The organism is Aureimonas sp. AU20 (assembly GCF_001442755.1).
Taxonomy (GTDB): domain Bacteria; phylum Pseudomonadota; class Alphaproteobacteria; order Rhizobiales; family Rhizobiaceae; genus Aureimonas.
On sequence record NZ_CP006368.1, the window covers coordinates 188,550 to 212,410 of the forward strand.

The following is a 23,861-nucleotide window of genomic DNA, read 5'->3' on the forward strand; positions in this document are numbered from 1 at the left end:
TACCTGCGCCCTGATGCGAAAAGCTGGCGTGTCGGGGGTTGGGAGCGCTCGGCTACAGGTCTGGGGGCTGGGTTGGCCGGGTTCATCGCCGGACCTTGTCGACGGCCGATCCCTGCCACCGGCATTGGGAGGGCGTCGCTCCCTGACCAAGGCCCCTCCTCGCCCGGGTCTTGCCGGCCCTTCTCGATCGACGTGGGCCGGCCTCCCCCACACACAGCTCCGACCCGCAGAAAAGGTCCGATCGATGAACCCGCAAGCGCCGCCGATCGATCGCCGGACCTATGGGCAGATCCTCAAGTCCACCGTGCTGATCGGCGGGTCGTCCCTCGTCAACATCCTGCTCGGCATGCTTCGGGCCAAACTCTTCGCCCTCCTCCTGGGGCCGGGCGGTGTCGGGCTGATGGGTCTCTACATGGCGGTGGTGGATCTCGCGCAGACCCTGGCCGGACTCGGCGTGCAGAGCAGCGGCGTTCGGCAAATCGCGGAAGCGGCCGGCTCGGGCGACCGGGCGCGGATCGCCCGCACGGCCCTCGTCCTCAAGCGCCTGTCCCTGGGGCTGGCCGTCGGCGGCGCCGGCCTGCTGGCGCTCTTCTCAGGGCCGGTGGCGCAGATCACCTTCGGTGATCAGACCCATGCGGGCGCCATTGCCTGTCTAAGCCTTGCAGTGTTCTTTCGTCTCGTGTCCGGGGCGCAGGCGGCGGTGATCCAGGGGCTTCGGCGCATTTCCGATCTGGCGCGGATCGGCGTTCTCGGCACGCTTCTCGGCACGCTCGCCACGATCCCGCTGATCTACGGCCTTGGCGAAAGGGGCATCGTTCCCTCGATCATCGCCATGGCGGCGGCCTCCGCCCTCGTGTCCTGGTGGTATTCGCGGCGGATCGATCTCGGCGCCTGCGAGCCCTCCGCCCTTCCAGTTCGCGGGGAAGTCGCAAGCCTCCTGAAGCTCGGCTTCGCCTTCATGGCCAGCGGATTCCTGACGATCGGCGCCGCCTATCTCGTGCGGATTCTAGTGGTGCAGCACGAAGGGGTCGCGCAAGCCGGCCTTTATCAGGCGGCCTGGACGCTCGGCGGGCTCTATGCCGGCTTCATCCTCCAGGCCATGGGCGCCGACTTCTACCCCCGGCTCACCGCCGCTGCGCAGAACAAGGACGAATGCAATCGTCTCGTCAACGAGCAGGCCGAGATCAGTATTCTCATGGCCGGCCCGGGCGTTCTGGCGACGCTCACCTTCGCGCCCCTCATCATGACCGTCTTCTATTCCGCCGAGTTCGGGCCGGCGGCCGGACTCCTGCGCTGGGTGTGCCTGGGCATGACCTTGCGGATCGTGGCTTGGCCGGTCGGTTTCATCTTTTTGGCGCGCAACGCGCAGGCGGTCTTCTTCTGCACCGAACTGGCGGCAGCCGTGGTTCACGTCGCGCTGGCCTGGCTCCTGATTTCACGGATCGGCCTCGACGGGGCGGGGCAGGCCTTTTTCGGTCTCTATGTCTGGCACACCGCCGCCGTCTATCTCCTTGCCCACAGGATGACGGGGTTTCGCCTGTCGGCCACCAACCGGCGGCTCGGCTTGCTGCTGATCCTCTCGATGGCGCTCGTCTTCGCCGCGTTCGAGCGCCTGCCGCTCTGGCCCGCCACATTCGTGGGAACGGCGGCCGTCCTCGCCAGCAGCCTCGTGTCCTTCCATGTCCTGATGCGGATCGTCTCGCCCGACGCCCTGCCGCCCATGCTGCGCGACCGCCTGCCCCGGCGCCTGTCGAACGCGCATCGGCGCATCCATTCAGGGCGGATCGGCTGACGGAAGGCGCGAGCAGAACACAAGGAAACGGCGCCGGCCGTTGCGACAGCCGACGCCCTCCAAGGCGATCTCTTCATCCCGCGTCAGTGCCCGCTCGAAAGCCGGGTCGGAGCTGAGACGACGAGGTCTTCGTCCGCGAACAGGGCGTTGGTGCGGAAGGCGACTTCCGTCCGGTTGCGGGCGTTGAGCTTGCGCATGATGTTGCGCACATGCACCTTCACCGTGCTCTCGCGCATGTTCAGTTCATAGGCGATGCGCTTGTTGGCCATGCCCTGCCGGAGCGCCCGGACGACCGCCGCCTGACGGTTGGTGAACAAGGCGTCGGCCTCGAAGCGCAGGTCCTTGGGCAGAACCGGCTCCGGCCGGTGATAGGACGAGATGCAGCTGGCCGGAATGAACATTCCCCCCGCCCTCACCATCTGCAGCGCCTCGACCGCCGCGCTGAGCGCCATATTCATGGCGATGTAGCCCTGCGCGCCGGCGTCGATGGCGAGCTTGATGCTGTCGATCCCGTCGCCTTCGGCAAGCACCACGAGGGGCACGGAAAGCCGGCTTTTCAGAAAAGCCATTTCCTCGCGCGTGGTGTCTTCTCCGCTGGCCCGGTTGCCCATGTAGAGCAGGATCAGCGCGTAGGGCGAAGAGGCGGTCAAGTCCGCGGCGAACTCGTCCACGCTCTCGAAGCATTGGATCTCGATATTGGGCGCCCTGACCCGAAGGGCCTGTTCGAGGCACTCCTGAAAGATCCTGCATCCATGGATCATGGCGATCGGCAGGTTGGCATCGCGGGGACCGACGCTGCCGAAAGGGGGCACGCTCTGGGTGCGGCTACTCAGGCTTGCGGAGGCTGTCGTGCCTACGGTGCCGTTGCTGTAATGCAGGTTCGACTGATGACTATTCACGCTGTCCTCCCGAATTAGGTTCGATGCTTCAAGATGATCGCCGCCCTGTATGGTTAAACATTTTTAACGATTTATCTATCCATATCGAAGGGTGTACCCCCATTTGCGTCGTCTTATGAAAATATCGTGTCGGGTGCTGTTGCTATTTAGCTGAGAATATAAAATTCGTTTGACCGATATCAGGTAGTAAACTTCCGAGCATTTGAATTCGCGGCGTGTCGGACTTTTCCCTACTTGAGATTCATTTTTCTATCGTTAGGTAAGAAAATAGTGATGCAGAAGCTTTAATACAATCATAGGTTGATTGCACAGAGCGGAAGGCCGCCGCATGTCGATGACGGTTTCTGCGGTGCGGAAAATTTTGGAGTGATGGGCGAAGGGTGGGCCGCGTCGCTCGCCTTGGAACGACGAGACAGCGAAGCGAGCAGTCTCGATCGGCGTCGAACGCCTGTCTCCTGCTCGCGAAGCGCGGAAGCCGCCCTCTCGTCGGAACAGCTGCGAGCCATCCGCTCTCTTGCGACGGCGCTTGACCCTGCCCCTATCAGGGACGCGGCGAACGATCGTGGCTGTCCGCCATGGAGAGGCCCGTGAAGCCTTGCGCGTTCGTCAATGCCGCTTGGCGTCGATGACGTCGGCGAGGTTGCCGAGCGTGTCGAAGGTCTCGGTGGTGAAGTCGTCGTCCTCGAGCTGGATGCCGAAACGCCGCTCGATGGCCCCGGCCAGTTCCACCACGCCGAAGGAGTCGAGCTCCGGCAAGCTGCCGAACAGGCGCGTGGAGGGGTTGGGGGGGCAGGCGTCCTGATCGATGCCCAGCGTGTCGACGACGACCGCGCGCACCTCCCACAAGATCTCTTCCGAACGGCTCATGGCGTGATCCTCAGCGCGAGTGGTGGAAGGCGACGCCATGCTCGGCGCCGCCGATCTGCTTTTCCCAGCGGTCGAAGGGTTGGAGCCAGGAATGGCGGCGGAAGACGTCGTCCTGGGAGGCGTCGGGATTGGCGAAGGCGAGACGCAGCGGCTGGCCGTCCCGATCCGCCCGAAGCTTCTCGAGGACGCGGTCCAGCGTCGAAGCGCCGAACGGATTGAACAGGAAGACCACCGTCGCGCGGGAATAGTCGAAGCTCTCGGCCAGGCCGTTGTGGACGGCGATCGCGGTCCTGCGCCCGCGCAGGCTTTCGGCGTTGCGGCAGGCGTCGCGGCACAAGTCCGGCGCGTATTCGATGCCCACCACCGAGCGGCAGGTTCGCCTTGCCGCGCAACACAGGACGCGGCCGCGCCCGCTTCCGACATCCACAAAGACGTCGTCCGGCCCCAGCGACAGAGCATCGACGATGCGCCCCACGAACCGATAGCCCATCGTCGCGTAGTGATTGGCGTCCGGCTTGGTCGTGGCGACGACGCCCCGCGTGCGAATGCCGAGCTGCCAATCCCATCGCAGATTGTCGAGACGATCGAGAAGATCTCGGGCCTTCGGGACGGTGGGCAGGATCGGGGCGGCTAGGAAATGGGACGGCAAGGCGACCTCCCGGCGTCGTAGGCTGACGGGCGGCCCGGGGCCGCGTTCGAGACCGGCAAGGGCGCCGGCGGCACGCCGTCAGGCTAGCCGACGGCGCGCGAACGGGTCCATCGGCCCATTCCGGCATCCCCTCATGCTTTGGGTGGAACGCCTTACGCCCATCGTCGGACGGACAGGCTCCGCCTTCCTCTTCGGAGGGCCCGAAGCCGTCGTTTTCTCGTCTTTCACGTCGGTTTTCTCGTCCCTAGCATAGGGCTCGAGAGGCCGGATCGCCCATTCCATCCGCCCATTCCATCCGAGGAGCTTTCTCCGTGCAGCCGAGCCGCGCCGCCCAGTTGCGCCCGATCGGGGAATCCGACCTTCCCGAGGTCGGCCGCTTTCTCCACGAGCATATGAACGCGCGCATTCCGGCGGAAAGCTGGGCCAGGGCGGCGAGGCCCACCTGGGCGATCGAGGCGCCGAATCACGGCTTCATGCTGGTCTCGGACGGGCGCATCGTCGGGGCGCACCTCGCCTTCTATTCGGAACGGCGCTCGGGCGAGAGCGTCCGACGCATCTGCAATCTTGCGGCCTGGTGCGTCCTCCGGGAGTTTCGCTTCGAGGGGCTACGGCTTCTCAAGACGCTGCTGTCGCAGCCGAACTACGAGTTCACCGATCTTTCGCCGAGCGGCTATGTCGTGCCGTTGAACGCGCGCCTTCAGTTCAAGCCGCTCGACACGGCCACCGCGCTGGTGCCGAACCTGCCCTGGCCGGCCCGGCCGGGGCGGGTGCGCATCGTGTCCGATCCCGCCGAGATCGAGCCGCTGCTGGAAGCGCGGGACCTCGACATCTTCCGCGACCATCGCCACGCCCAGGCCGCGCACCATCTGGCGATTCAGGCGCGCGGGCGAAGCTGCTACGTCATTTTCCGGCGGGATCGGCGCAAGAACCTGCCGCTCTTTGCCTCCATCCTCCATGTCGGCGAGCCCGCCCTGTTCGCGCAGGCCGGGCGGCATGTGTTCTCGCATATGCTCCTGCGCCACGGCATTCCAGCGACGCTGGCGGAACTGCGCGTAATCGGCGGCCGGCCCTGGCCCTCCGTCATGCTGCGCGCGCCCCGCCCCAAGATGTTCCGCAGCGAAGCGCTGGGGGCCGACCAGATCGACTATCTCTATAGCGAGCTGACCTGCGTCGCCTGGTGAAACCGTTCTCGGCAGAAGGTGCGTTCGATCATGCGGCTGTGTCTCCATCACCTGATCGAGGAATCGGCGGCCCGGGACGGCGCGGCGCCGGCGCTCGTCTATAGGACCCGGACCCTGTCCTATGCCGAACTCTGGCAGCAGGCGCGGGGCTTCGGCGCTGCGCTCGGCGCGCTCGGTCTGGAGCGGAGCGAGCGCGTCGCGATCTATCTGGAGAAGCGGATCGAGACCGTCGTCGCGATTTTCGGCGCCTCGGTCGCCGGCGCCGTCTTCGTGCCGGTCAATCCGCTGCTGCGGCCGGCGCAGGTCGGCCACATCCTCGCCGATTGCGACGTGCGCGTTCTCGTCACCTCGCCTGACCGTCTCGCCCAGCTGCGCGAGGCGCTGGGTGACTGTCCCGCGTTGGACCATGTGATCCTCGTGGACGAGGAGGCGGGCGACGGCGCGGCCGCCCGGCATGTGCCCTATGCGCTCCATGGCTGGGGCGAGTTCGGTCCCCGGGGAGACGCGGCGTTCCAGGCGCCCGCCCGCATCGATCTCGACATGGCGGCGATCCTCTACACCTCGGGCAGCACGGGAAAGCCCAAGGGCGTGGTTCTCAGCCACCGCAACCTTCTCGTCGGGGCCGAGAGCGTCAGCCATTATCTCGGCAACACGAAGGACGACGTCATCCTGTCGGTGCTGCCTTTGAGCTTCGACGCGGGTCTCAGCCAGTTGACCACCGGTTTCAGCGCCGGGGCGCTCGTCGTTCTCGCCAATTATCTTCTGCCCGGCGACGTCGTGAAACTCTGCGCCCGGCACGGCGTCACGGGCCTGACCTGCGTGCCCCCGCTCTGGGCGCAACTGGCCGCGCAGCGCTGGCCGGAGGAGGCGAGCGGCCGCCTTCGCTACTTCGCCAACACGGGCGGGCGCATGCCGGGAGCCTTGCTCGCCCGGCTGCGAGGGCATTTTCCGAAGGCGCGGCCCTTTCTCATGTACGGGCTCACCGAAGCCTTCCGCTCGACCTATCTCGACCCGGCGGAGATCGACCGGCGGCCGGATTCGATCGGCAAGGCCATTCCCAATGCCGAGATCCTGGTGCTGCGCCCCGACGGCTCGCCCTGCGAGGCGGGCGAGGAGGGCGAGCTGGTCCATCGCGGCGCGCTGGTGACGCTGGGCTATTGGAACGACCCCGTGCGCACCGACGAGCGCTTCCGGCCCTTGGGGGGCCAGCCTTCTGGGCTCCACGCCGAGCGGGCGGTGTTTTCCGGTGATGTCGTGCGCGCCGACGCGGATGGGTTCCTTTACTTCGTCGGCCGGCGCGACGAGATGATCAAGACCTCGGGCTACCGCGTCAGTCCGACCGAGATCGAGGAGGTGGCCTATGCCACCGGGCTGGTGCGCGAGGCCGCCGCCTTCGGCGTGGAGGACGAGGAGCGGGGCCAGCGCGTCGTGCTGGTGGCAAGCCCCACGGACGCGGGGCCGCTGGACGAGGCGGCGCTGCTGGTGGCGATGAGGCCGCATCTGCCCCATTACATGCTGCCCTCGCGGGTGATCGCGCGCGACGGGCTACCGATCTCGCCCAACGGTAAGTTCGACCGCGCGCAGCTGCGCATGGAGCTGGCGCCATGACGCTCCGCCCCGACAGGACGGGTTTCGACGAGGCGGACGGGCGCCTCGCTATCAGCGGAATGACGATCGACCGATTGGCCGAGCGGGTCGGGAGCACGCCCTTCTTCGCCTATGACCGGCGGTTCCTGACGGCCCGCGTCGGCCTGCTCCGTTCGATCCTGCCGAGGGGCATTCATCTCAACTACGCCGTGAAGGCCAATCCGATGCCGGCGATCGTGCAGCATCTGGCCGGCCTGGTGGACGGGTTCGACGTCGCCTCCGCGCAGGAAATGCGCACCGCGCTCGACACGCCGATCGACGCCGCGCATGTCGGCTTTGCCGGCCCCGGCAAGACGGATGCCGAACTCTCCCAGGCGGTGGCCTCCGGCGTGACGATCGAACTGGAGTCCCGAACGGAATCCCTGCGCGTCGCAGCAGCCGGGGAAAGGCTCGGCCTGCGCCCCCGGGTCGCGATCCGCGTCAATCCGGACTTTCGGATCAAGGGGTCGGGCATGCGGATGGGAGGCGGGCCGCAGCCTTTCGGGGTGGATGCGGAGGGCGTTCCCGCGCTGATGGCGGATCTCGCCGGTCTCGATCTCGATCTTCTCGGCTTCCATGTCTTTGCCGGATCGCAGAACCTCCATGCCGAGATCCTGTGCGAGGCGCAGCGTCGCACGGTCGATCTTCTGTTGGCGCTCGGCCAGCGGGCGAGGGTGCCGATCCGGTATCTCAATCTCGGCGGCGGCTTTGGCATTCCTTATTTCGAAGGGGATGCGCCGCTTGATCTGGACCCGATCGGCGCCAATCTGGCCGAGCTGATGGAACGGTTCATCCGGCCCGGGATGCCGGACGCTCGGGTGGTGATCGAACTCGGCCGCTATCTCATCGGCGAGGCCGGGATCTACGTGACCCGCATTCTCGATCGCAAGGCGTCGCGCGGGCGAACCTATCTGGTGGTCGACGGGGGCCTGCACCATCAGCTCGCCGCGTCCGGCAATTTCGGCCAGGTGATCCGCCGCAACTATCCCATCGCCCTGGCGAACCGGATGGGCGATCCGGCGGAGGAAACGCTGAGCGTCGTCGGGTGCCTCTGCACGCCGCTCGATCTCCTGGGCGATCACGTGCCGCTGCCGCGCGCCGAGATCGGGGATCTCGTCGTCATCTTCCAGGCCGGCGCCTATGGCCCGACCGCGAGCCCCACGGGGTTTCTCGGCCATCCGCCCGCCGTCGAAGTGCTTGTCTGAAACTCCATCGAGGAGGAAACACCGATGCCAGGTTCGTCACCAATCAGCCAGAAGGCCGGCGGCTGTTTCACTGGTCGATGGATCGTCGCCCTCGCCGGCCTGTGCGCGGTCTGCGCGCCCGCGCAAGCGCAGGGAAACGGTCCAAAACCCTTCCCCAACGCCGCCACGGCGGGCGTGCCGCCGGGCTGGCAGCCCAGGGACATCCGCGAGGGCGACGTGGTCGTCAGCCAGCCGGGCGCGGTGGTGGAGGATCTTCGCATCGTGGACGGCAATCTCCTGGTCGACGCCGAAAATGTCACTGTGCGGCGGGTGGAGCTTCTGGGCGGGCGCATCGTCAACGACCCCGCCAGCGCCTGCCGAAACGGGCTCACCATCGAGGACACGTCGATCCTTCCCTCGCCCGACAAGGGGAAGGCGAGCGAATATCCCGCGATCACCACCGGCGGCTACACTTCGCGCCGGGTGAGGATCGACGGTGTGGCGGAAGGGTTTCGCGTTGGGGGCGTCAGCCATGGCTGCGGGCCGGTGACGATCGAGGACAGTTTCGTGCGCGTCGTCTCGCCCGAGCCCTGCGGCGATTGGCACGGCGACGGCATCCAGGGCTATGACGGCCCGCCCCTGACGGTGCGCAACGTGACGCTGCACCTCGACGAGCGCCCCGGCTGCGGCGGCACCGCGCCCTTCTTCTATCCCGACAAACAGGGCAACACGTCCGCCCGGATCGACGGCCTGCTCGTCCAAGGCGGCGGCTACCTGTTTCGCCTCGGCGTGCCCGCATCGGTGCGGGGCCTCAGCATCGTGGCGCAGTCCTGGGGCTATGGGCCGATCGACGTCAAATGCTCGGCGGTCGGGACCTGGGAGGCTGAGATCGTGACGGCCGATGCCGACTACCAGCCCAAGGCCATCCTGCGCTGGCAGCGCTGCGACACGGAAGCGGGCAATTGATCAGGCCGGATGGGTCCCGGCCGCAGCCTTTCCCCGCGCGGAGGGCTTGCCCCGTGCGGAGGAAAGCGCGCCCTGCAACAGGCGCCAGCCGCGCGGGCCCGCCAGCCGCTTGGCCCCGAGCTTCAGCCAGGGCAGCGAGGTCCGCAGGCGCGGGTCGAGCGTGGCGGCGAAGCTCGACAGGGCCCACGAGGCGGAAAGATCGCCCGTGTTGAAGACCGAGCTCGCCCTTGTGACGGCGACCCTGGCGAGGTCGCGGTAGAGATGGGCGCGCCAGCCTTCCGGGTTCGCCAGAGCGTCGGCCTGCCGTTCCACGAACAGGTCGATCGCGAGCTTTCGCTGCTGGAGATCGGGCAGTCCGCCCGCCGTGTCGTAGCCCTGCGACATGTTGCGGTCGTGGCGGCGATAGACGCCTTGCGTCTCGTCCGTGAAGCCCACCGACCCATGGACGGCCAGTCGAAACCACATTTCCATGTCGCCGCTATGCGGCAGTTCGGGGAGATAGCCGCCGAGCCGCTTCTGCAGCGTGGTGCGGACCACGGCCGTCGGCGTCGGAACGATATTGGTCGCCCCGCAGCGCCGGATGAAGGTCTCTCCGCCGAACACCTGAGGCCCGCTGGGCGCTCCGCCGCCGAGCGGGCGCACCAGCTTGAGCGAGCCGTCCTCGAACAGCGAAAGGCAATTGCCGAAGCTGAAGCCGACCTCGGGACGGCGATCCATAAGCTGTGTGGAAAAGCGAAGCGTGTCCGGCACCAGCGCGTCGTCGGCCGACAGAAGCAGGAGGTAATCCGCCTCTGCCCATTCGATCCCTTCGTTGTAGGTCGCGATCGCGCCCTTGTTGGTGGCGTGGCGCACAAAGGTGACCGCCGCGTGCCGGCGCGCCAGCTCGGCGCCGACCTCCGCCGAACCGTCGGGCGAGGCATCGTCGATCACGATCGCGCGCGTCGCGACGCCCGCCTGCGCCAGGATGCTGCCCACGCACTCCTCCAGAAAGTGGCCGTAGCGGTAGCAGGGCACGATCACGTCGACCGATGCCGTCCTAGCGGGGTCAAGGAATGCCATGGCGAAAATCCCACGCGTGTTGAGCCTGTCGCGGGTCTGGCGCTTGCAGGTCGTGCCGGCGACAGGTTGTTTTATAGTAACCGTTGGTTGCGCGAGGGCGAGTGGCAAATAGGGGGATGCAGGATGCAGCCTGATACTGAAGACTTAAGGCCCGTCTCCCTCTTTCGTCGGACTGGGCAGACACGAAAGTGGGCCGCGAAAGGCGGTGGCGAGCCATGAGTTACTGCGCGCTCATCCGCACCTTCAATTCGGCCGGGACGCTTCCCGAGACCTTGGCCTCGCTGAGCCGGCAGAGCGTGCCGCCCCTGCGGCACGTCTTCGTGGATTCGGGCTCGAGCGACGGCACCCCGGCGCTCTTCCCGCCGGGGTCGGTGTCGCATCGCTATATCGGCGCGGCGTTCAACTATTCCGAGGCGCTGAACCAGGGGATCGGTTTCGTCGACACGCCCTATGTCCTCGTCGTCAGTTCGCACACCTCGCTCGCCAACGAGCAGGCGATCGGCTTCGCGCTCGATCTCCTGGCGCGGGACGATCGGCTCGGAGCGGCCTATTTCCTGCTTGGCCCCCCCGGTCCCTTCTCGTACGAGCGCGTGGACGGCGAGAGTTTCCATGGTTTCAACGGCGTCTGGAACACCTGCGCCCTCTATCGCACGGCGCTCTTGAAGCGGCGCGGATTTCGCCCCGAGGTCTTTTCGGCCGAGGATCAGGAATGGTCGCGCTGGCTGTTCGAGACGGAAGGACTGGGCATCGCGCGCATATCCGGAGGCGGCATGATCTATGACAGCCCCTTGCGCTATCCCTTAAGCAAATGGCTGCGCGAATATCTCGCCGTGGCAATGTACGCCAAGCCGTCGCTCCTCGGCTGGCGCGCGATCGCGCGGGTTGCGGGCCGGGTGGTCAAGCCGCGCACGACCGTGAGGGCGCGATGGTTCAACGCCGTCCTGTTCGCCTATTTCGTGCTTCACCGTCTTCGCGGGTCACGCCGTCGGGCTTGAGACCTGGGAGGCGGCAAGCGAGCGGCGGATGATCGCGTCCACCCTCGCGCCGGCATCGCTCCAGGTCAGACCCTCGACGCTCGCCGCCGCCTGCCGGGAAAGAGACGCGAAGTCGGGCGCAGAGACCACGGCCTCAAGTTCCGCCGCCAGTTCGTGCGGCGAAGGGGGCGCATAGCGAATATGCGGATTGCCCAGCACCATCCGGTTGTGGAGCGCGTCGTTCATCACGGGAATGCAGCCCGCCGCGAGCATTTCGAGCGGAACCAGCGAGACATTGGTCAGGGATAGGCTGAGTCCGGCGAAACACTGGTTGTAGATCGCGTTCAGCGCGTCTGGCGTGACCAGCCCGTGGTCCACGAACGGGAAGGGAAGGCGGCCGATCGTATCGCCATAGAGGTGGATGGTGATGTCGGGCCGGCGCCGGGCGAAGAGTTCCAGTGCCATGAGGCCGAGTTCGAAGCCCCGGCGCGTCGCGTTCGGCCGGGCATAGAAGGCGATGCCGGAGCGCGCCCTGTCGCCGATCCGCCTGTAGCGGGCGGTGTCGCAACTGAAGTCGAAATGATCGGCCTCCATCCCGTAGTCGCCGCGCAGCCGCTCCGCCAGCCAGCGCCCGGCCGTGATGGCGTGGAAGGGCATGCGATAGGTGTTCTCCGCCAGGATGCTGTCGCTGCTGGTCGCGTGGAACATCGGCTCGAAATCCTGGACGAGATAGAACCGCTTGCCGGCCGAGCGCGCGTTGAAGACGGGATAGGCGGTGGACCAGGTCGTGGCGACGATCCCGTGCGCATCCGCCATGCCCTCTTCCACCGGCGCGACGAGGCCGGCAAACCCATAGGCGTCGTGAACGATCTCCTCGTAGTATCGATGGTCGCCGCGATAGGGATCGTAGAAATAGACCCGGTTCCGGTAGCCGTTGGCCTCGAGATGGCGGATCAGGCGAAACAGCGTCGTGTGGCCGCCCGACCCCCTGGAGGGCGGCGACATCACCCAGTTGAGAGCGACGGGTTCGCCCTCCCGTAGCGGAGGCATGGAGACCCGTCGCGGATGGTGAAGATCGGCGGCCACGACATCGGCGGGGCGCACGGGCGACACGGCGATCTTCGGCCGGATGCGGTCGGCCAGCGTCGTGCGGACCCGGTCCGCGACCCAATAGGGCCCCTCCTGCCGCCAAGTGGAACGGACCTGCCGCGCCCGGCGCATGATCTCCCCCTGCCAATGGCTGTTCATCTTACGCCTTTCGAATAGAGGGACCTTGGTAACGGTGCGAAACCTCCGTCTTTGAGCGAAGCTTTCGTGGAGATGATCAGTCGAAGTAACGCTTAATGCTGGCCGGCCTGCCGTGTTGTTGCATTGATTTGGGCCCCGCGAACGCGGACTCTGCTGCCCGAGCAGTGTGGATGCTTTGGCAGGCCGCGCAAGTTCTCCCAAAGGCGAGGGGGCTGCGAGATCGCGAATGTCGGTGGACGCGCCAACGTATGAAGACCTCGATCGCGCCCGACTTCGACGTCGGCGCCCGCCGGGCCACGGCGCCCGCGCGCCCGAGCGCGCCGTCCGGCCGCCGCGCGGGCGCGGGCGGGTCGCGCCCCAGCCTCTGGAAGCGCGGCGCTCGCTCGCCTGGCCGGTGGTTCTTTTCCTCGTTTCGCTGACGATCCCTTGGATGATTCTGATCGGGCCGCTGGCCATGTCGATCCCGAGGGCGATCCTCGTCGTCCTCGTCGGGCCCTGCTTCCTGCGCTGGGTCCGAGGCCGGGCCGGGCCGATCCGGGCCGCCGATCTCTGCCTTCTCGCCTTCTGGGCCTGGTGCGCGCTGAGCCTTGCCGTGGTCCACGGGCCGGGCTTCGCCGTCCAGCCCAGCGGCATCCTCTTCGTGGAGACGATGGGCGCCTTTCTTCTGGCGCGCTGTTACATTCGCGATGCCGACGACTTCCTCGCGCTGGCGCGGCTTCTGTTTCGGATCGTCGCCTTTCTCATGCCCTTCGCGCTTTTCGAGGCGTTGACGGACCGCGACATTCTCCTCCAGTTCTTCGCCTCAATCCTCCCCTCCTACGCCGATGCGGGGGGCGACATGCGAGCCGGGCTCTACCGCGTTCAGACGGTCTTCGAGCACCCGATCCTGTTCGGTATCTGCACCGGCAGCGCGCTGGCGCTGACGCATCTCGTGCTGGGGCGGGGCCTCTCCGGCGTCTCGCGCTGGTGGCGCTCGATCGTGGTAGGGGGGACGGCATTCCTGTCGCTTTCCTCCGCGCCGATGGCGGCGCTTCTGGCGCAGGTCTTCCTGATGGTCTGGGGCTGGAGCCTGCGACGAAACCCGGCGCGCTGGAAGCTCCTCTGGGCTTTGGTCGCCGCGTCCTATCTCGTGGTCGCGGTCGGCTCCAACCAGACCCCGGTCCAGTTCTACATCTCGCGCTTCACCTTCGACCCGCACACGGGCTGGCACCGCCTCCTGATCTGGCAGTACGGCTCGGCCTCGGTTCTCCGGCATCCGCTCTTCGGGATCGGGTTCGGCGAATGGGTTCGCGAAAGCTGGATGTCATCGAGCGTCGACATGTTCTGGCTGCTCAACGCGATGCGGCACGGGCTTCCCGCCGGGCTGCTGATGCTCGGCGCGTTCCTTTCGGCGGTGCTGAGGGTCGGCTGGCGCAAGGGCCTGGACGATCGGCTGGCTGCCTATCGCACGGCCTATGTCATCGTGATGACCGGCTTCTTTTTGGTGGGATGGACCGTCCATTTTTGGGGCGTGTCCTACCTCTGGTTCATGTTCCTCCTGGGCAGCGGCCTGTGGCTTCTGGATGCGTCGGCCGAGGCCTCGCAAGCCCCCTCGCCCCGCCGGAGGGCGCGGGGCGAAGCTTCGCCGGACCGGTCTCGCCTGCGGCGCGGATTTGAGGAAACGAGGCCGAACGGGTGAGGACACGACGAAATTTCGCGCCTCCATGCTTTCATAACTGCCTCTAGCGCGACGCCCAGATCAGCTTGGCCCGGGTCAGGCCTTCGCGGCCGAGAACGCCCAGCGCCGCGCGCTTGACGGCGTGTCGGCCGGCCTCCCGAAGGGCGCGGATCGGCAGCGCCAGGAAAAGATCGAAGACGCGCTCGCGTGCCGTCGGCTCGGCGAGGTCGTCGACCAAGCCGGGAAAGCGGCACCTGTAGCACGAGGGTCGGGTGCGGGTGCCGCGAACCCTGTTGCTGACATTGCGGCCATGGATGACCTGGAGCCATCCCGGCGCACCGCCGAGCTCGATCACCGGCATGGATTGCCCCAGCATCGTGTGCCAGTCCGACCAGCAGGTGACGGGCGCGTCCCAGGGCTCGCGCACCGAGCAGAAAGCGTTGTGCGGATCGCGAAAGCGGTAGAGGCGCCGGCCCTGCCTGACGAGGCCCTGCGTGAGATAGATCGCCGTTCTCTCGCCCGCACGCCCCGACGCCTGGATGCGGGCCAGGGCATCGGCGGCGAGGCCGTCGTCATTGTCGAGATTGGTGGTGACGAGCTCGTCGCAGCCTGGCCCCACGACGTCGCGTATGTCGCCGCGCAGCTCCTCCCGGCTGACGGAGGCGCGAAAGATCGGCTGATAAAGGCCGAGCGCGCGATGCTCCTCGATCCGCGTCTTCAGCCAGTCCGGGCTTTCCGGGTCGAAATAGATGATCCAATGGACACCCGTCGCCGTCTGCGCGCGGACCGAGGGCAGGCAGTAGCGCTCGAACAGGGCCACGCGCTCCTGCAGCCAACCATCCCGGGCGCGAATGATCCGCTCGACGCTGACCGAGGGCAGGTTGAACCGCGTCAGCAGCACATGGGCGATGCGCGAAGTCATGTCCGCCCCCTTTCACATCCGCCGCTTGATCTGCATGGACACCATCCGGCGAAGCCGCCGGGCTAGCGGCAGGGCGCCGGTCAGAAGCGCCTCGCCCGCCCGCGCGGACATGTCGGCACGGATCGACGTGCGCGGCCGGGGAAAGTCCGCACGGCGGGCCGTGCCGCCGTCGCTGGAATAGGCGGCCTCGAAGCCAGCTTCGCGCAGGGCTTCGAGCACCCGGCGATCGTAGCGCCCGAAGGGGATCGCGGCGGCCGGGACCCGCCGGTCGCAGATCCGCTCCAGGACAGCCTTCGAGGCGGAAAGGTCGCGGGCAAGATTCGCCGCACCGAGCGTCGTCCAGTCCCGATGGTCGACGCCGTGGCTGCCGATGCCCATCCCCATCCGCGCGAGCTCTCCGACGTGATCCTCGCCCAGCGAGCCGCGCCGGCCCAAGCGTCCGGTCAGAACGAAGAACGTCGCCCGGAGCCCGCGCCGTTCGAGCTCGGGCGCGGCGATCGCCCAGTCGGAAAGATTGCCGTCGTCGAAGGTGAGGGGGGGACGATGCAAGGTCGGCAGGGCCGCGACCCGGTCGAGAAGCGCGCGGAAGCGTTCGACGCCGATCCAGAACGGCGCTTCGCCGGGGTCGAGCTCGCGCTGTGGCTCGCCGATCCCATGGAAGGTCAGGATCGGAGCGCGTTCGAGGACGTCCAGCCCTTGGATCTTAGCGGCGTCGGTGGAGAGCGTTTCCATTGCGGCGTGAGAGTCCATGAGCCTGTCCTCAACCCGAGTTCTCGGCGCGATAGGAAAGAGGAGGGCGCAACGGGTGCAGGGCGGTGCGAAGGGCCGTCCGATGGGTTCCCCCCTGAAAGGCGCGCACCGCCTCCCCGGCAGCAAGACCGAGGCGGAACAGCGCCGTGGAGAGCGCGCCATGGTGGCGGCGGAAATAGCGGATGCGATTGGAGACGAGCAGCGCTGTCAACTGGGGGTCGCTTCGGCAGGGGCCGCCGATATGCCGGAAGCGCGATCTGGCAACATAGGCGATCTGCAATCCGCCCTCTCGCACCCGCCGCTGATATTCGACCTCCTCGCTATAGAGGAAGAAGGATTCATCCCATTCCGGCGCGAGCCGGCGCGCCCGCGCCGCGATCAGAAGCGCGCAGCCCGAGGCCCAGTCGACGGTTCGCTCGTGTTCGTAGCTGCTGGCTTCCATCAGGACTTCACCGAAGCCGAGGCGCCCGGCGAGCCGGCCGCCCAGAAGGCTTTCCGCCCAGATCGAGGCGAGGGAAGGCTCGCGGCGAAGCGTCGGGTCGATCGCGCCGTCCACCATCAGATTGCGAGGTACGGCGATGCCGATCTCGGGCGCCTCGATCCGATCGAGAAGCGGCCGCACCGAACCCGGCGTCAGACGCACGTCGGGATTGAGAATCAGAACGTGCCGGCCGGGCGCGATGGTTCGCAAGGCGTGGTTGATACCGGCGGCGTAGCCGCCGTTCTCCCCGGTGCGGATGACCTTTGGAGCCACGGCATGGGCCTCTGCGATCTCGGCCGATCCGTCGCGGGAATCGTTGTCGACGACGACGATCTCGGGGGAAGCGATCCCTTCGAGCCCGGCCGAGAACGAGTCGAGAAGGCCGGGCAGCGTCGCGGCGCTGTTGTAGGCGACGGTCACGACGCTGAGGCCCGCGTCCCGCGCCGGCGCGCGGACGCGGCTTTTTGGGTGGAGGGGCGCGATCATGGCCGGTTCCACCGGGCGCTGAGGTCGGAGACATCGGCCCCGCCGGCGAGGGCAAGCATGACGCGCACGCGGTAGAAGCGGATCTGCACCACGCCCAGAAAGGCCAGCAGCCGCGCGCGGGCCCCGGTCAGCCGGTCGGAAACGAGGATGCGCCGGCACTCGGCCACGGGCGAAAGGGCCACGGCCGCACTGCGCAGGACCCAGCGAGGCCACCAGAACTGTTCGCCGCGCATTTCCGCGAAATCATGGGCGATATGCCGGTCCCACTTGCGGCTGAGCTCGGTGAAGGTCTTGCGCGCGGGGTGGTAGACGATCATCTCGGACGCGTAGCGGATGCGGAAGCCGAGCCGGCTCGCCCGCTGCCCCCATTCCGTGTCCTCGGCGATCGTGATGCCGCCGAAGGGGCCGACCGCGCGAAACACCTCGGCGCGCATCGCGAGATTGCCCCCGCCGGTGAAGCCGCGCTTCTCGATATATTCCTTCATCCGATAGGCGAAGACGCTCTCATAGGCTTCCAGAAGCGTGATCTGACCGGGGTCGTCGTAGAGAATGCGGACATTGCCGCCGAGGATCGTCGTTTGCGGCGATCCCTCGAAGCGCCGCTCGATCGTCGACAGCCAGGTCTCCTCGGCCACGCAGTCGGCGTCGATAAAGGCCAGGATGTCGCCTCGGGCGGTGCTCACGCCGAGATTGCGGGCGGGGCCCGGGCCGGGCTCGGGCTGGTGGAGCAGGACCACGCTGGGAAAGTCGGCGCAGACCTTGTCGGGTAGGACGAGCGAGCCGTTGTCGACGACGATGATCTCGGCGGGCTCGCGAAGGCCGCCCTGCTCGCACAGCGAGGCGAGGCACCTGCGAAGCGCCTTCTCCTGGTTAAGATGCGGGATGATAACGCTGATCATGGACGTGTCGTCCTTGCGAGAAGACCGCCTCGTAGGCGGCGAGATAGCGTGTGCGCTCGGTGGACCAGCGAAAGTCGCGGGCGGCCCGGGCAAGCCCGACCTTCGCCATGCGCTGGCGCAGGGCGGCGTTGTCGGCAAGGGCGAGGATGGCGTCGGCCAGCGCCTCCGGCGAATGGCGGCGCGCCACCAGCGCCGCCGCGCCCGCCTCGCGCCGCGCCTGGTCGAGGTCGAACTGCACGAAGGGCAGGCCGAGCATCATGTACTCGAAGACCTTGTTCATCGAGAGCTTGCGGTTGAACTCGTTCGGCGGGTCGGGGATGACGCCGATCTCCAGCGCCGATAGATGCGCCATTAAGGCCGGCCCCGAGAGATAGCCGGTGAAGCGGACCACGCCGTCGACTCCCAGCTCGCGCGACAACGCGCCGAGCCGTTGGAACTGCGGCCCGTCGCCGATGACGACGCAGGCGAAGTCGCCGCGCCCGCGCCCGTGCACGATCTCGGCCATGGCGCGCAGCAGGATATCCACTCCGTCCTGCTCGCCCATGATGCCGAGATAGCCGACGACATGGTGTCCGAGCCCGGCGAGCGCGGGGTCCGGGTCGGTCCGTTGGAAGCGGGCAAGCTCGGGATAGCTTTTCACGACGAAGACCTCGCGCGGGTCCATGCCGCCGCGTTTCACGGCGATCTCCCGGAACACCTCGTTGGTCGCGATGCTGGCATCGGCGAGGCGGAAGGTCCGGCGCTCGAGGAAGCAAAGGATTCGATAGAGGACGTCCTTGCGCCCGAACTTCGTCGCGTAGAGTTCGGGACTGAGATCATGGTGGTCGAAGACGAAGCGCGTTCCAAACAGCGTCTTGTGAACCAGCGCGACCAGAAACAGGAGATCGGGCGGGTTGCAGGCCTGGATGATGTCGATCGGCTGCCGGCGATGGACGCGGATCGAGAGGCGCAGCTGATGGGCGAGCGCGCCGAGATATTCGCGGGGGTAGTCGCGGGCGCGGCAGGCTTCCGCCAGGGGATGGCGATGGATCTCGATGCCGGTTCGGATCTCGAACGGCGCGTCGAACCCCTTGCCCGTCGGGCAGATCACCGAGACGGCATAGCCGGCGTCCGTCAGGGCGTTCGCCTCCTGCCAGACGCGCCGGTCGAAGGGAACGGGCAGGTTCTCGACGAGAATGAGAACATGGCGCCGGCCGCGCCTGTCGCCCTGCGCGCCCGCCTCTCCGCCCAAGGGAGCGACGGCGGCGCCGCTGCGATCCGGCACGACGCGAGGCGCGGCAAGCCTCGAAAGAGTGTGGAACGGCAGCCAGGTGCGAAGCGACGTGCCGGCCGCGCCCAGAGCCTGAGCCACACGAAGGGGCCGGCCGTTCCTGGTGGGGCTCGTTCTGTCGGTGCGGGGCGGAAGGGCCTGATCGACCATGGTATCCTCCGGCGCCCGGAATGCCGGGCTCTGGACCTGTCCGCCCGATCATCCGCGCCGGGAATCCACGGATCAATCTTGCACTTCGACCATCATCCCATGGGTCAGGGGGAGGCTTCCCACGCGCGGCCGAGGGCTCGCGGGAGGTAGCTCCTCGCCGTTCGGACGACCGCCTCCGCCCTTTTGCGGCCTGCGCGGGGCGCGGGGCGCCGGGCCTACCTCGCCCGAGGATCGGCCTCTTTCAGCGCTTTGCCGCGCGGCCTCGCCGCGTACTGTCGGGAGGACGTGTCGGGGCCGGCGGCTCGGCCTGGCGGCTCCGGCGCGGGCTTTGCAGATGGAGGGACGCGCGGCGGGCGCGGGGCGGAACGGCCCTCGGGCGCCGGCGAGACGGAGGGATGTCGAATGCTCGGTATCGGCCTGATCGGTTACGGCTATTGGGGGCCGAACCTCGCCCGCGTCGCCGCCCAGAACCCGCGAGCCCGGCTCCTGGCCATCGCCGATCGCGACGAGGCCGCTCTGGAGCGGGCGCGGCGGCAGCTTCCCGGCACGCGCCGGACCCGCGAATGGCAGGAGATCGTGGACAACCCGGAGATATCAGCCGTCCTGATCTCGACGCCCGTCAACAGCCATTTCGAGATGGCCCTCGCGGCGCTGTCGGCGGGCAAGCACGTGCTGGTCGAAAAGCCCATGGCCCGTTCCTCGGCCCAGTGCGCCTTCCTGGTCGGCGAGGCGGCGCAGCGCTCGCTGACGCTGATGGTCGACCACACGTTCCTCTACACGCCGGCGGTTCGGCGCATCAAGGAGATGACCGACGCGGGCGAGCTCGGGCGCATCCTCTACTACGATTCCACACGCATCAATCTGGGCCTCGTGCAGCGGGATGTGAACGTCGTCTGGGATCTCGCGGTCCATGACCTCGCGATCCTCGACCATCTGTTCGAGGCCGCGCCCCAGGCGATCTCGGCCAACGGGGGCGACATGCTGGGCGCCGCGCACGAGACGCTGGCCCATGTCACGCTCTACTACGGCGACGGCGCCATGGCCCATATCAACACCAACTGGCTGTCGCCGGTGAAGATGCGGCGCACGCTGATCGGCGGCACGCGCAAGATGGTCGTCTACGACGATCTGGAGCCCGACGAGAAGTTGAAGGTCTATGATCGCGGCGCCGCGCTCAACGCCTGCGAAACCGAGGATCGCCGCGCCCGGCTGGTGTCCTATCGGACGGGCGACATGTGGGCACCCCATCTGCCGCTCGGCGAGGCGTTGGCGATCGAGTTCGAGCATTTCGCCGACTGTATCGAGACCGGCGCCCGGCCGCTGACATCGGGCTCCATGGGCCTGCGGATCGTCGAGATGCTGGAGGCGGCATCCTGCTCACTCGCCCAGCGCGGGCAGCCCGTCGAGCTGCCCCGGTTTAGGATGGCGTCATGATCCCGTTTCTCGACCTCGCGCCGCAATATGGCGCCGTCGGCGCGGCGGTCGAAGCGGCGGCGCTCGCAGTCCTGCGCTCGGGCCATTATGTCGGCGGGCCGGACGTCGCCGAATTCGAGGAGGCCTTTGCCGCCTTCTGCGGCGTGCGCCACGCGGTCGGCGTCTCGTCCGGCACGGCGGCGCTGCATCTGGCGCTGCGCGCGGCCGATATCGGGGCGGGCGACGAGGTCGTCACCGTCTCCTCCACCTTCGTGGCTACCGTGGCGGCCATCGGCATGAGCGGGGCGAAGCCGGTTTTCGTCGACATCGACTCGACGAACTGGACCCTCGACCCCGATCGGCTGGAGGACGTGATAACGGGCAAGACCCGCGCTATCGTGCCGGTGCACCTGCATGGGCGGCTCGCCGAGATGGATCGCATCCGCGCCATCGCCGACCGGCACAAGCTCTTGGTAATCGAGGACGCGGCCCAGGCGCATGGTGCCGAGCGCGGCGGACGGCGGGCCGGGGCCTTCGGCGAGATGGGATGCTTCAGCTTCTATCCCGGCAAGAATCTCGGCGCCTGCGGCGAGGGCGGCCTGATCACGACCGACGACGCGGCCCTCGCCGCGCGTCTGCGCCGGCTGCGCGACTGGGGCCAGAGCGCCAAATATTGCCACGACGAGCCGGGCTTCAACGAGCGCCTCGACGCGCTGCAGGCGGCGATCCTCAGCGCCAAGCTGCCCTTTCTCGAAGATTGGACCCGCCAGCGCCGGGCGCGGGCCGCCCATTATCGTGAGCGGCTGTCGCGCTTCGCCGCGATTGGCCGCCCGGCGCCGGACGAAGGCGGAGACCATGCCTGGCATGTCTTCGCCGTGCGGGTGGCCGAGCGCGACCGCGTCCGCCAGCGGATGGGCGAGGCCGGCATCGCGACGTCGGTGCACTACCCCATGCCCGTTCATCTTCAGCCGGGCAGGGGCGCCGCCGGCTTCGCGCGCGGCAGCCTTCCTGTCACGGAACAACTGGCGGCCGAGACGCTCTCGCTGCCGCTCTGGCCCGAACTGCCCTTGGCCGACATCGACCGGATCGTCGAGCGGCTCGGATCGATCTGCGAGGTAAGCCATGAACGCGCCGCATGAGACCGCTATCGGACCCGCGCCCGGCGCCCTCGCGGCGCTGCGGGGGCGGCGGGTTCTCGTCACCGGCGGGGCCGGGTTCATCGGCTCGCATGTGGTGGACTTGCTGGTCGAGGCGGGCGCCCGCGTCACGATCATCGACGATCTCGTGCGGGGCTCCGTCGCCAATCTCGGCCGGGCGCTGCCGTCGGGCCGCGTGCGCTTCGTGGAAGGCGACATTCGCGACCGGCCGCTGATGGCCGAGCTGGTGGGCGAGGCCGAGATCGTCTTCCATATGGCGGCGCTGCGTATCACCCAATGCGCGGCCGAACCGCGCCGCGCGCTGGAGGTCATGGTGGATGCGAGCTTCGACCTGTTCGAGGCCTGTGCCGCGCGCGGGGTGTCGCGGGTCGTCTATTCCTCCTCGGCCTCCGTCTATGGCCTTGCCGATCGGTTTCCGACCCCGGAGGCGGCGGGCGGCTGGGACAATCGCACGCTCTACGGCGCGGCCAAGGCCTTCGGCGAGGGGATGCTGCGCGCCTGCCAGGATCTCCACGATCTCAAGCATGTGAGCCTGCGCTATTTCAATGTCTACGGTCCGCGCATGGACGTTCATGGCCGCTACACCGAAGTGCTGATCCGCTGGATGGAACGGATCGACGCCGGATTGCCGCCGGTGATCTTCGGCGACGGGCGGCAGACCATGGATTTCGTCCATGTCGAGGATGTCGCGCGGGCCAATATCCTGGCCGCCGTCGCGCCCGTGACCGACCGGGCCTTCAACATCGGGAGCGGGCGCGAGACCTCGCTCCTCGATCTCGCCCGCAGCCTCTGCGCCGTCATGGGGCGGCCCGATCTCACACCTCTTCACGAGGCCGAGCGCGGCGTAAACCCCGTGCCTCGGCGCCTCGCCGATGTCGCGATGGCGCGCGAGCATCTCCGCTTCGAGGCCCGTATCCCGCTCGAAGCGGGGCTCGCCGGCCTCGTCGCCTGGTGGCGCGAGCAAGAGGTTCTCCTGCAGGGAGCGGCGCAATGATCCCGATCGGCCAACCCCTAGTCGGCACCGCCGAAGCGGAAGCGGCGGCGGAAACCGTCCTGTCCGGCTGGCTGACGCAGGGGCCGCAGGTCGCCGCCTTCGAGGCGGAATTTGCCGCCTTCGTCGGCGCGCCCTTCGCCTGCGCGGTCAGCAATTGCACCACGGCGCTGCATCTTGCCCTCCAGGCGTGCGGCGTCGAGGCCGAGCGGGAGGTGATCGTTCCCAGCCACACATTCGTGGCGACGGCCAACGCGATCCGTCAATGCGGGGGGACGCCGGTCTTCGTGGACATCGATCCCGCGACCTTCAACCTCGACCCGAACCATGTGGCAAGGGCGCTGAGCGACAAGACGGCGGCCATCGTGTGCGTCCACCAGATGGGCATGCCCTGCGATCTCTCGCAGCTCGTTACGCTGGCGCGCAACCATGGCGTCCCGCTGATTGAGGACGCCGCCTGCGCGGCGGGCTCGCAGATCCGCATGGACGGCGAATGGCAGCGGATCGGCCGCCCGCATGGCGACGTCGCCTGCTTCTCCTTCCACCCGCGAAAGGTCATCACGACCGGCGATGGCGGCATGCTGACGACACGCCATCCCGAATGGGACCGGCTGTTCCGGCTTTGGCGCCAGCATGGGATGAGCGTGTCCGATACGGTGCGGCACGGCTCGGCCACGGTCGTGTTCGAGACCTATCCCGTCCGGGGATACAATTACCGGATGACGGATCTGCAGGCGGCCGTGGGGCGTGAGCAGTTGAAGCGCCTGCCCGAGATCGTTGCGGCCCGGCGCAGGCACGCCGAACATTACGCCGCGCTGCTCGAGGGCGTCACCGGCACGCTTAAGCCTCGCGAGCCGGACTGGGCGCGCAGCAACTGGCAGAGCTATTGCGTGCGCCTGCCGCCGCGCGTTTCGCAGCGCCGCGTCATGCAATCCCTGCTCGACCGGGGCATCGCGACCCGGCGCGGCATCATGTGCTGCCACCGCGAGGCGGCGCATGCCGACCTGCCGAAAGGCGATTTCGCCCATTCCGAAGCGGCGCAGGACCGGTGCATTCTCTTGCCCCTCTACGCGCAGATGAGCCGGTCGACCCAGGCCGAGATCGTCGAGGCGCTGGCCCTCGCGCTGATGCGGGAGGACCGGGTTCCGAGAACGCGCGCCGTGCCGGCATCCCCGCCGGGATCACCCCTGCCGGCCGACGATGAGACCGCCCCGCTTCACTCCTGACATTCCGGTATCTG

21 protein-coding genes are annotated in these 23,861 nt (G+C 67.8%); 11 read left to right on the forward strand and 10 right to left on the reverse strand.

Translation table 11 applies throughout. The features are described from left to right. The first annotated feature begins 244 nt into the window (after positions 1-244). The gene (locus M673_RS17830; protein ID WP_061978060.1) at positions 245-1,792 is read left to right on the forward strand and encodes an O-antigen translocase; all 1,548 of its coding nucleotides are present in this window, start codon (positions 245-247) and stop codon (positions 1,790-1,792) included. An 83-nt stretch (positions 1,793-1,875) separates the two neighbouring features. Here the strand turns inward: M673_RS17830 and M673_RS17835 are convergent, their stop codons facing one another. The 3 genes from M673_RS17835 to M673_RS17845 all read right to left on the reverse strand — a co-directional run bounded on the left by M673_RS17835 (position 1,876) and on the right by M673_RS17845 (position 4,207). Next, positions 1,876-2,691 carry a LuxR C-terminal-related transcriptional regulator gene (locus tag M673_RS17835; protein ID WP_148640178.1) on the reverse strand — a complete coding sequence of 272 codons (816 nt, stop codon included), beginning with the start codon at positions 2,689-2,691 and terminating at the stop codon, positions 1,876-1,878. Between the two features lie 606 nt (positions 2,692-3,297). Next, positions 3,298-3,558 carry an acyl carrier protein gene (locus M673_RS17840; RefSeq protein WP_061978062.1) on the reverse strand — a complete coding sequence of 87 codons (261 nt, stop codon included), beginning with the start codon at positions 3,556-3,558 and terminating at the stop codon, positions 3,298-3,300. A 10-nt stretch (positions 3,559-3,568) separates the two neighbouring features. Continuing rightward, positions 3,569-4,207, reverse strand: a complete 639-nt coding sequence (locus M673_RS17845) for a hypothetical protein (RefSeq protein ID WP_061978063.1) — start codon at positions 4,205-4,207, stop codon at positions 3,569-3,571. A 311-nt stretch (positions 4,208-4,518) separates the two neighbouring features. On the opposite strand from M673_RS17845, the gene M673_RS17850 reads away from it, so the two are divergent. The 4 genes from M673_RS17850 to M673_RS17865 are packed head-to-tail and all read left to right on the forward strand — an operon-like array spanning position 4,519 to position 9,164. Next, positions 4,519-5,388, forward strand: a complete 870-nt coding sequence (locus M673_RS17850; protein ID WP_244493123.1) for a hypothetical protein — start codon at positions 4,519-4,521, stop codon at positions 5,386-5,388. A 30-nt stretch (positions 5,389-5,418) separates the two neighbouring features. Then, a complete protein-coding gene (locus M673_RS17855) occupies positions 5,419-6,996 on the forward strand; it encodes an acyl-CoA ligase (AMP-forming), exosortase A system-associated (protein WP_061978064.1) in 1,578 nt (525 codons plus the stop codon). After that, positions 6,993-8,219 (forward strand): pyridoxal-dependent decarboxylase, exosortase A system-associated, encoded by a 1,227-nt coding sequence (locus M673_RS17860; protein ID WP_061978065.1) that lies wholly within the window; start codon positions 6,993-6,995, stop codon positions 8,217-8,219. Before M673_RS17855 ends, M673_RS17860 begins: the two co-directional genes overlap by 4 nt. A 24-nt stretch (positions 8,220-8,243) precedes the next feature. Then, positions 8,244-9,164 (forward strand): hypothetical protein, encoded by a 921-nt coding sequence (locus M673_RS17865; RefSeq protein ID WP_148640179.1) that lies wholly within the window; start codon positions 8,244-8,246, stop codon positions 9,162-9,164. Here M673_RS17865 and M673_RS17870 read toward each other — a convergent pair whose 3' ends face one another. Then, a complete protein-coding gene (locus M673_RS17870) occupies positions 9,165-10,223 on the reverse strand; it encodes a glycosyltransferase family 2 protein (RefSeq protein ID WP_061978067.1) in 1,059 nt (352 codons plus the stop codon). It abuts the gene before it with no gap. A gap of 215 nt (positions 10,224-10,438) precedes the next feature. Here M673_RS17870 and M673_RS17875 point away from each other — a divergent pair, with 215 nt between their 5' ends. Beyond that, positions 10,439-11,218 (forward strand): glycosyltransferase family A protein, encoded by a 780-nt coding sequence (locus M673_RS17875; RefSeq protein WP_061978068.1) that lies wholly within the window; start codon positions 10,439-10,441, stop codon positions 11,216-11,218. On the opposite strand, the gene M673_RS17880 is transcribed toward M673_RS17875, so the two are convergent. Continuing rightward, positions 11,201-12,445, reverse strand: a complete 1,245-nt coding sequence (locus M673_RS17880) for a rhamnosyltransferase WsaF family glycosyltransferase (RefSeq protein WP_061978069.1) — start codon at positions 12,443-12,445, stop codon at positions 11,201-11,203. The genes M673_RS17875 and M673_RS17880 overlap by 18 nt on opposite strands. A gap of 232 nt (positions 12,446-12,677) precedes the next feature. On the opposite strand from M673_RS17880, the gene M673_RS17885 reads away from it, so the two are divergent. Further along, entirely contained in the window at positions 12,678-14,123 is a 1,446-nt protein-coding gene (locus tag M673_RS17885; RefSeq protein WP_187301353.1) for an O-antigen ligase family protein, read from the forward strand. A gap of 43 nt (positions 14,124-14,166) precedes the next feature. Here M673_RS17885 and M673_RS17890 read toward each other — a convergent pair whose 3' ends face one another. From M673_RS17890 to M673_RS23745, 5 genes are read right to left on the reverse strand one after another with little or no spacing between them, the layout of a single operon-like run. Then, the gene (locus tag M673_RS17890; protein WP_061978071.1) at positions 14,167-15,024 is read right to left on the reverse strand and encodes a glycosyltransferase; all 858 of its coding nucleotides are present in this window, start codon (positions 15,022-15,024) and stop codon (positions 14,167-14,169) included. A gap of 12 nt (positions 15,025-15,036) precedes the next feature. After that, on the reverse strand, positions 15,037-15,774 hold the full coding sequence (locus M673_RS17895; protein ID WP_244493122.1) for a polysaccharide deacetylase family protein: 738 nt from the start codon (positions 15,772-15,774) through the stop codon (positions 15,037-15,039). Between the two features lie 10 nt (positions 15,775-15,784). Then, positions 15,785-16,741, reverse strand: coding sequence for a glycosyltransferase (locus M673_RS17900; protein WP_061978072.1), 957 nt, complete (start codon positions 16,739-16,741; stop codon positions 15,785-15,787). Beyond that, positions 16,738-17,640: a glycosyltransferase gene (locus M673_RS17905; RefSeq protein WP_061978073.1), complete on the reverse strand. Its 903-nt coding sequence runs from the start codon at positions 17,638-17,640 to the stop codon at positions 16,738-16,740. Before M673_RS17905 ends, M673_RS17900 begins: the two co-directional genes overlap by 4 nt. Continuing rightward, positions 17,612-19,060 carry a glycosyltransferase family 4 protein gene (locus M673_RS23745; protein WP_082639813.1) on the reverse strand — a complete coding sequence of 483 codons (1,449 nt, stop codon included), beginning with the start codon at positions 19,058-19,060 and terminating at the stop codon, positions 17,612-17,614. The genes M673_RS17905 and M673_RS23745 overlap by 29 nt, the downstream gene beginning before the upstream one ends. Before the next feature lie 402 nt (positions 19,061-19,462). On the opposite strand from M673_RS23745, the gene M673_RS17915 reads away from it, so the two are divergent. Genes M673_RS17915 through M673_RS17930 form a run of 4 tightly spaced genes read left to right on the forward strand, consistent with a single transcriptional unit; the run spans position 19,463 to position 23,847 of the window. Further along, complete coding sequence (locus tag M673_RS17915) at positions 19,463-20,494, forward strand: Gfo/Idh/MocA family protein (RefSeq protein ID WP_061978074.1); 1,032 nt, start codon at positions 19,463-19,465, stop codon at positions 20,492-20,494. Beyond that, the gene (locus tag M673_RS17920; protein ID WP_061978075.1) at positions 20,491-21,612 is read left to right on the forward strand and encodes a DegT/DnrJ/EryC1/StrS family aminotransferase; all 1,122 of its coding nucleotides are present in this window, start codon (positions 20,491-20,493) and stop codon (positions 21,610-21,612) included. Before M673_RS17915 ends, M673_RS17920 begins: the two co-directional genes overlap by 4 nt. Next, complete coding sequence (locus M673_RS17925) at positions 21,596-22,624, forward strand: NAD-dependent epimerase/dehydratase family protein (protein WP_061978076.1); 1,029 nt, start codon at positions 21,596-21,598, stop codon at positions 22,622-22,624. The genes M673_RS17920 and M673_RS17925 overlap by 17 nt, the downstream gene beginning before the upstream one ends. Continuing rightward, positions 22,621-23,847 carry a DegT/DnrJ/EryC1/StrS family aminotransferase gene (locus M673_RS17930; RefSeq protein WP_082639815.1) on the forward strand — a complete coding sequence of 409 codons (1,227 nt, stop codon included), beginning with the start codon at positions 22,621-22,623 and terminating at the stop codon, positions 23,845-23,847. Before M673_RS17925 ends, M673_RS17930 begins: the two co-directional genes overlap by 4 nt. Positions 23,848-23,861 lie beyond the last annotated feature (14 nt).